General features: G+C 61.9%; 7 protein-coding genes. 2 read left to right on the top strand and 5 right to left on the bottom strand.

Features of this window, described 5'->3' with window-relative positions; all coding sequences use genetic code 11:
• Nucleotides 1–29: 29 nt before the first annotated feature.
• The 5 genes from HMPREF0372_RS12065 to HMPREF0372_RS12045 form a co-directional block, all read right to left on the bottom strand.
• A complete protein-coding gene (locus tag HMPREF0372_RS12065; protein WP_007492768.1) occupies nucleotides 30–221 on the bottom strand; it encodes a hypothetical protein in 192 nt (63 codons plus the stop codon).
• On the bottom strand, nucleotides 218–574 hold the full coding sequence (locus HMPREF0372_RS12060) for a hypothetical protein (protein WP_007492766.1): 357 nt from the start codon (nucleotides 572–574) through the stop codon (nucleotides 218–220). The genes HMPREF0372_RS12065 and HMPREF0372_RS12060 overlap by 4 nt, the downstream gene beginning before the upstream one ends.
• A gap of 73 nt (nucleotides 575–647) precedes the next feature.
• A complete protein-coding gene (locus HMPREF0372_RS12055; protein ID WP_007492764.1) occupies nucleotides 648–1,433 on the bottom strand; it encodes an amino acid ABC transporter ATP-binding protein in 786 nt (261 codons plus the stop codon).
• A gap of 14 nt (nucleotides 1,434–1,447) precedes the next feature.
• On the bottom strand, nucleotides 1,448–2,095 hold the full coding sequence (locus HMPREF0372_RS12050) for an amino acid ABC transporter permease (RefSeq protein WP_007492762.1): 648 nt from the start codon (nucleotides 2,093–2,095) through the stop codon (nucleotides 1,448–1,450).
• Between the two features lie 72 nt (nucleotides 2,096–2,167).
• Nucleotides 2,168–3,025 (bottom strand): transporter substrate-binding domain-containing protein, encoded by an 858-nt coding sequence (locus HMPREF0372_RS12045; RefSeq protein ID WP_007492760.1) that lies wholly within the window; start codon nucleotides 3,023–3,025, stop codon nucleotides 2,168–2,170.
• Between the two features lie 187 nt (nucleotides 3,026–3,212).
• Between HMPREF0372_RS12045 and HMPREF0372_RS12040 the strand changes: the two genes are divergently transcribed.
• Nucleotides 3,213–4,343 carry a D-alanyl-D-alanine carboxypeptidase family protein gene (locus HMPREF0372_RS12040; protein WP_007492758.1) on the top strand — a complete coding sequence of 377 codons (1,131 nt, stop codon included), beginning with the start codon at nucleotides 3,213–3,215 and terminating at the stop codon, nucleotides 4,341–4,343.
• 248 nt (nucleotides 4,344–4,591) lie between these two features.
• Nucleotides 4,592–6,613, top strand: coding sequence for a 1,4-alpha-glucan branching protein GlgB (gene glgB, locus HMPREF0372_RS12035; RefSeq protein ID WP_007492756.1), 2,022 nt, complete (start codon nucleotides 4,592–4,594; stop codon nucleotides 6,611–6,613).
• Nucleotides 6,614–6,631: the final 18 nt, after the last annotated feature.

Genomic DNA, 6,631 nt, shown 5'->3' with positions numbered 1-6,631 from the left:
CTCCCCGGCGTTGCCGGGGAGCCCCCTGTTTATACAAACTCGTAGTCGGCGAACTTGTCCTCGCCCTGCTGGTTATCCTTGGTTTCCCCCACGAAGGTGCCCATCACGTGGCACTCCGGGCAGAAGCCGAACTCCTCGTCGGCGCTTCCCTCCAGTTCATAGCGGTATTTCTTGCCGCACTGAGGGCACTCATAGAAAAAGTAATAGGTTCCCCAGGTCATGCTGTTTCTCCTTCCTGTTTCCCGGCCGCTGCGGCCTCCAGCTCCGCCCGGCGGGCGGCCCGGGCGGCCAGAGTCTCCTCCAGGGTTTTTTTCGGGCGCGCGTTCATCTCCGTCCGCCACCGGGCCAGCCAGCCCCGCAGCTCCTCCAGCCCCTCCTCACTGAGGGGAAATTCCTTTGTCTCCTCCACTGTGCTGTCCTGATAGCGCCAGGGGCCCTCCCACACCTCGGCGGTAAGCCTGGGGCTCTCCCCTGTATCGGGCACCACCTTGTAGCGCAGGGCCCCGCCGCTGGCTGTCCAGAAGTTGCCGTTTTCAAAGTGGGACAGCACCGGCAGGAACAGTTCCTCGTCCATGTGTTCAGCTCCTTATCCATGTGAAAGCGTGGTATCTCAAATGATACCACGCTTTTGTCCGATTTTCAATTCTTCAATTCTCGCTGTAGCGGGCCAGGAACTGGCGGGTGCGCTCCTCCCGGGGGTGCTCGATGACCTGCCGGGCGTCGCCCTGCTCCACGATCACGCCGCCGTCCATGAATACCACCTGGTCGGCCACGTCCCGGGCGAAAGCCATCTCATGGGTGACGATGATCATGGTGGTCTTCTGTTCGGCCAGGGCGCGGATCACCCGCAGCACCTCGCCGGTGAGCTCCGGGTCCAGGGCGGAGGTGGGCTCGTCAAAGCAGAGGATATCGGGGCTGAGGGCCAGGGCCCGGGCGATGGCCACCCGCTGCTGCTGGCCGCCGGAGAGCTGGTGGGGGTAATGCCCCGCCCGGTCGGCCAGACCCATCTGGGCCAGCAGCGTCCGTCCCTTCTCCTCAATCTCAGCGAAGATGCGCTTCTTCTCCCCCTTAAAGTCGGGCCGCTCCCGGGCCAGGAGCTGGCCGGCCAGGGTCACGTTTTCCAGAGCGGTGTACTGGGGAAAGAGGTTGAACGACTGGAACACCAGCCCAAAGTGGAGGCGCTTCTTGCGCACCTCGCTCTCCCGCTGGGTGGCGGGGTCGTCCGCGTCAAAGAGCACCTCGCCCCCCACGGTGATGCGGCCCCGGTCGGGACGCTCCAGGAAGTTGAGGCAGCGCAGGAGGGTGGTCTTGCCGGAGCCGGAGGAGCCGATGATGGCCATGGCCTGCCCCTGCTCCAGGGAAAAGCTGATATCCTCCAGAACCCGCGTCCTGCCGAATCGCTTCTGGATATCCTCTACCTGTAAAATCGCCATGCTGTGCGCTCCTCTCAAACCCGGAAATAGTCCAGCTTCTTCTCGGTGCGGCTCAGGGCCAGGGTCACAATGCCGTTGAACACCAGGAAGAAAGCGCCGGCGTAGAACAGGGGCCAGATCATGCCCTTGTTGCCGAAGTCCTTGGCCAACTTGATGATCTCCCCCACCATGATGAAGTTGGACAAAGAGGTGTCCTTCACCAGGGTGATGATTTCGTTGCCCATGGGGGGCACGATGCGCTTGACCACCTGGAGCAGGGTGACCTGGAAGAAGATCTGGCTGCGGGTCATGCCCAGCACCTGCCCGGCCTCCCGCTGGCCGGCGGGGACACCCTGGATGCCGCCGCGGAAGATCTCGGAGAAGTAGGCCGCGTAGTTGAGCACAAAGGCCAGGACGGCCGCCCCCATCCGCCCCAGGGAGTGTCCAGGCCCAAAGACGATGCCGGGCAGATAGAACACCACCGCCAGTTGGAGCATCAGTGGGGTGGAGCGCATGATGTAAACATACAGGCGCACCAGAAGGCTCAGGGGCTTGAAGCGGCTCATGGTGCCGAAGGACACCACCAGTCCCAGGGGCAGGGACAACACCAGCGTGACGGCAAAGAGCTCAATATTAAGCAGAAAACCGTCCAGCAGGGTCATGGTTACCGTTTGGAATGACATGTTCTCTCTCCTCTGTCCAACGCGGACAAGGGGCAGGGGGCATATACCCCCTGCCTCTTGTGTCGGAACGTTTTACTGGTTGGCCAGCAGCAGATCGGCCAGCTCGTACTTGACGGCCAGCTCGTTGAGGGTGCCGTCGTCAATGAGCTCCTGCATGGCCTGGTTTACCGCCGCGGTGAGGTCGGAGCCCTGGCGGAAGCCGATGCCGTACTCCTCCACGGACAGCTCCAGATCGGGAATGACCATCAGGTCGGAGTAGTCGCCGGTGCCGGCCAGCGTGTTGGCCAGCACGAAGTCCATAACCGCCGCGTCCGCCGCTCCGCTCTTGACCTCCAGCAGGGCGTCGGTCTGCTTCACCACAGAGGTATAGCTGGCCTGGCTGAGGAACTCGTCGGCCGCAACCGCCGCCTCACCGGCGGAGCCGGCCTCCGCGTCCAGATTGGCGCCGGCCAGGGACTCGGTGGAGGTGTATTTGTCCGCGTCGGCGGCGCGGATAACCACCACCTGATAGTTCTTGATGTAGGGGTCGGAAATCGAAATGGTCTCCTGGAGCTCCGGCGTGATGGTCATACCGTTCCAGATGCAGTCGATGTTCTTGCTCTCCAACTCCAGCAGCTTGGCATCCCAGTTGATCTCCACAAACTTGGGCTCCACCCCCAGCTTGGCGCACACGGCAGTGGCAAACTCGGTCTCAAAGCCGGTCAGCTCGCCGTCCTCCCCCAGGTAGTTCATGGGCTCGAACAGGGTATAGCCGATCTTTAGGACTCCGTTGCCCTTGACATAATCCAGGTCGCTCTCTGCCGCAGGCGTCTGAGAGCCGGTCGGCGCCGCGCTGCCGGGCGTCTCGGCCGCACCGGGATTTCCGCCGCAGGCGGTGAGGGTCAGGGTAAGGCCCAGAGCAAGGGCCAGAGCCGTCCAATTTCGTTTCATAGCAGTTCCTCCTCAGTTGGGTCGTTTTCCTCTTCGCTTTCGTATATTACCACACTAAAGCGATATTGTAAAGAGAAAAACGGAAAAATTTTTCCCCGCCCCAAAAAAGCCCCGCTTCCGTATAGAATTCCCGCCGATTCCATATCCTCTGAGACAGAGAATCTCAAAAACGGAGGCATCACACGTTATGAAAAAACTGGCTGCGGCCCTGCTGGCCGCCGCGCTTCTGGTCCTCCCCGCCCAGGCCGTCAGCGGCGCGCCCACGGTGGACGCCGCCGCTGCGGTGCTGATGGAGAAGGAAACCGGCGCCATCCTCTATGAACAGAACGCCCACGACAAGCTGGAGCCCGCCAGCGTCACCAAAGTCATGACGCTGCTGCTGGTGCTGGAGGCCATTGACGACGGCCGTCTGGCTCTGGACGATATGGTTACCGTCTCCGCCCACGCCGCCTCCATGGGCGGCTCCCAGGTCTATTTAAAAGAGGGGGAGCAGATGAGCGTGGACGACATGCTCAAGGCCGTGGCGGTGGTGTCGGGCAATGACGCCGCCGTGGCCCTGGCCGAGCACCTGGCAGGCAGCGAGGAGGGCTTTGTGGAGCAGATGAACCAGCGGGCCGCCGAGCTTGGCATGGCCGACACCTGCTTTGTCAACTGCACCGGCCTGCCCGCGGCGGGCCACCTGACCAGCGCCCATGATATCGCGGTCATGAGCCGCGCCCTGATCCAGCACCCCAAAATCCGGGACTACACCACCATCTGGATGGACTCCATCCGGGGCGGTCAGTTCCAACTGGCCAATACCAATAAGCTGGTGCGTTTCTATGAAGGGGCCACTGGCCTCAAGACCGGCTCCACCGACGCGGCAGGCTACTGCCTGTCCGCCACGGCCGAGCGGGACGGTATGGAGCTCATCGCCGTTGTGCTCAAGGCCAAGACCTCCGAGCAGCGCTTTGAGTCGGCCAAGAGCCTGCTGAACTTCGGCTTTGCCAATTATACCCTCACAGACGTCTACCCCGGACAGGCCCTCCCTCCTGTCGACGTGCTGCTGGGCGAGCAGGACACGGTACAGCCCATCCTCGCCCAGTCCAGCCGGATTCTGGTGGACAAGGCCCAGCTCAACGACGTGACGAGCGAACTGCGCCTGTGCGAGAATGTGGAGGCCCCGGTGGAGCAGGGGCAAAAGCTGGGCGAGATGGTGATCTCCGTGGGCGGGCAGGAGCAGCAGACCATCCCCATCGTGGCCGACCGGGCTGTGGCACGGCTGACCCTTCCCGGTATTTTCTCCCGGTTCCTCAAAACATTGTTTATGGCGGAATAATCCGATTGTGCAGGGGGGAGCGGCATTGCCGCTCCCCCCTCTGCGCAATCTCTCCAAAACGCCCGTCCGCCCAATATGGGAAATTTTACACTTGCTTTTCCATACATGTCTTGACTATGCCTCCATCACGTTGTATAATTTATACAAATAATTTCCACCTCTTCTGGAGTTATTTTATCACCAATGACAAGGATCTCCTGGCTCCCAGCCCTCTTTTTGGGGATTTTTGCCAATAAGGAGTGACACCTATGCCGATATCCAATGACACCGCGCCCCTGGCGCAGTTCCTTGCGGGACAGGCGGTTCGGGCGCAGGAATTCCTGGGCTCCCACCCCACTGTACGCGGCGGACAGTCCGGCTGGCTGTTCCGCGTCTGGGCTCCTCATGCTCAGGCCGTCGCCGTAATGGGCGACTTCAACGGCTGGGATGATGGGGCCAACCCCATGGCCGCCCTGGAGGGCGGCGTGTGGGAGCTCTTCCTCCCCGGCCTGCAGCAGTATGACAACTATAAATACGCCGTGCACACCCGCTCGGGCAAGGTCCTGGCCAAGGCCGACCCCTATGCCTTCCATGCCGAGACCCGCCCCGGCACCGCCTCCAAGCTGTACGATCTGTCCGGTTACCAGTGGGGCGACGGGAGCTGGCTGGATTACCGGAAGAACAACCCGGTCTACCAGAAGCCCATGAACATCTATGAGGTGCATCTGGGCTCCTGGCGGCGCACCGGCGACGACCAAATGCTCTCCTACCGGGACATCGGCAGATATCTGGTGCCCTACGTGAAGGAGATGGGCTTCACCCATGTGGAGCTGCTCCCCGTCACGGAGCATCCCCTGGACGCCTCCTGGGGCTATCAGTGCACCGGCTACTTTGCGGCCACCAGCCGCTTCGGCACCCCACACGACTTCATGTGGCTGGTGGATCAGCTCCACCAGGCCGGCATCGGCGTCATCCTGGACTGGGTGCCCGCCCACTTCCCCAAGGACGCCTTCGGCCTGTACGAGTTTGACGGGGAGCCCTGCTACGAGTATGCCGACCCCCGGAAGGGGGAGCACGCCGACTGGGGCACCCGGGTGTTTGACTACGGGCGAAGCGAGGTGCGGTCCTTCCTCTACTCCTCCGCCCTGTTCTGGCTGGAGCAGTACCACATCGACGGCCTTCGGGTGGATGCGGTGGCCTCCATGCTCTACCTGGACTACGGCCGGCAGGACGGCCAGTGGGTGCCTAACGTGTTCGGCGGGCACGAGAATCTGGAGGCCGTTGAATTCCTCCAGCAGCTCAATACCCACATTTTCAGCGCCCACAGCGACGTGATGATGATCGCCGAGGAGTCCACCGCCTGGCCCCGGGTTTCCCATCCGGTGGACAAGGGGGGACTGGAGGGCGGCCTGGGCTTTAACCTGAAGTGGAACATGGGGTGGATGAACGACATTCTCCACTACATTAAAATGGACCCCTACTTCCGCCAGTTCAACCACCACGATATTACCTTCTCGCTGATGTATGCCTTCTCTGAGAATTTTGTGCTCCCCCTGTCCCACGATGAGGTAGTGCACATGAAGGGCTCCCTCATCAACAAGATGCCCGGAACGGACGAGGAGAAATTTGCCGGCGTGCGGGCTTTCTATACCTATATGCTCACCCACCCGGGCAAGAAGCTGCTGATGATGGGCAGCGAGTTCGGCCAGTGGAACGAGTGGCACTATGAGCACTCTCTGGACTGGCACCTGCTGGAGCTGGAGGGGGAGGACGGAGACCGCCACCGGGCCCTTAAGGCGTTCTTCCAGGCGGTCAACGCCTTCTACCTGGCCCACCCGGAGCTGTGGGAGCTGGACTTCTCTTGGGAGGGCTTTGAGTGGATCGAGGCCGACGACAACCAGGCCAATACCATTGCGTTCCTCCGCAAGGACAAGAAGGGCAGCACCCTGGTGACAGTGTGCAACTTCTCTCCTGTGGACCGTACCGGCTATACCATCGGCGTGCCCACGGCGGGTACCTATACCTGCCTGTTCAGCACCGACGACCCCGCCTTCGGCGGACTGGGCCGGGGCGATGCCGGGCCGGTCAAGAGCCAGTATATCGAGTGCAACGGCCGGGAGCAGGCCATCACTCTGTCCCTGCCCCCCATGAGCGCCGCCATCTACAAGTGCACCCGCAAGTTCCCGTCCCGCCGGAAAAAAACCGCCGAAGCCGCGCCCAAGGCTGCAAAGTCCGACAAGGCAGCCAAGGCGGCCCCCAAAAAGACCACCCGCAAGTCCAAGGAATCCTGACGCTTTTTCCAGTTAAAC

Origin of the sequence: Flavonifractor plautii ATCC 29863 (assembly GCF_000239295.1) — a bacterium.
Taxonomy (GTDB): Bacteria; Bacillota; Clostridia; order Oscillospirales; family Oscillospiraceae; genus Flavonifractor; species Flavonifractor plautii.
This window is presented reverse-complemented; position numbering and strand designations above follow the sequence as displayed.

What these genes read in the sequence shown, in the direction of transcription:
- HMPREF0372_RS12065 (WP_007492768.1), bottom strand. Translation starts at nt 221, where the DNA reads ATGACCTGGGGAACCTATTACTTTTTCTATGAGTGCCCTCAGTGCGGC.
- HMPREF0372_RS12060 (WP_007492766.1), bottom strand. Translation starts at nt 574, where the DNA reads ATGGACGAGGAACTGTTCCTGCCGGTGCTGTCCCACTTTGAAAACGGC.
- HMPREF0372_RS12055 (WP_007492764.1), bottom strand. Translation starts at nt 1,433, where the DNA reads ATGGCGATTTTACAGGTAGAGGATATCCAGAAGCGATTCGGCAGGACG.
- HMPREF0372_RS12050 (WP_007492762.1), bottom strand. Translation starts at nt 2,095, where the DNA reads ATGTCATTCCAAACGGTAACCATGACCCTGCTGGACGGTTTTCTGCTT.
- HMPREF0372_RS12045 (WP_007492760.1), bottom strand. Translation starts at nt 3,025, where the DNA reads ATGAAACGAAATTGGACGGCTCTGGCCCTTGCTCTGGGCCTTACCCTG.
- HMPREF0372_RS12040 (WP_007492758.1), top strand. Translation starts at nt 3,213, where the DNA reads ATGAAAAAACTGGCTGCGGCCCTGCTGGCCGCCGCGCTTCTGGTCCTC.
- glgB (WP_007492756.1), top strand. Translation starts at nt 4,592, where the DNA reads ATGCCGATATCCAATGACACCGCGCCCCTGGCGCAGTTCCTTGCGGGA.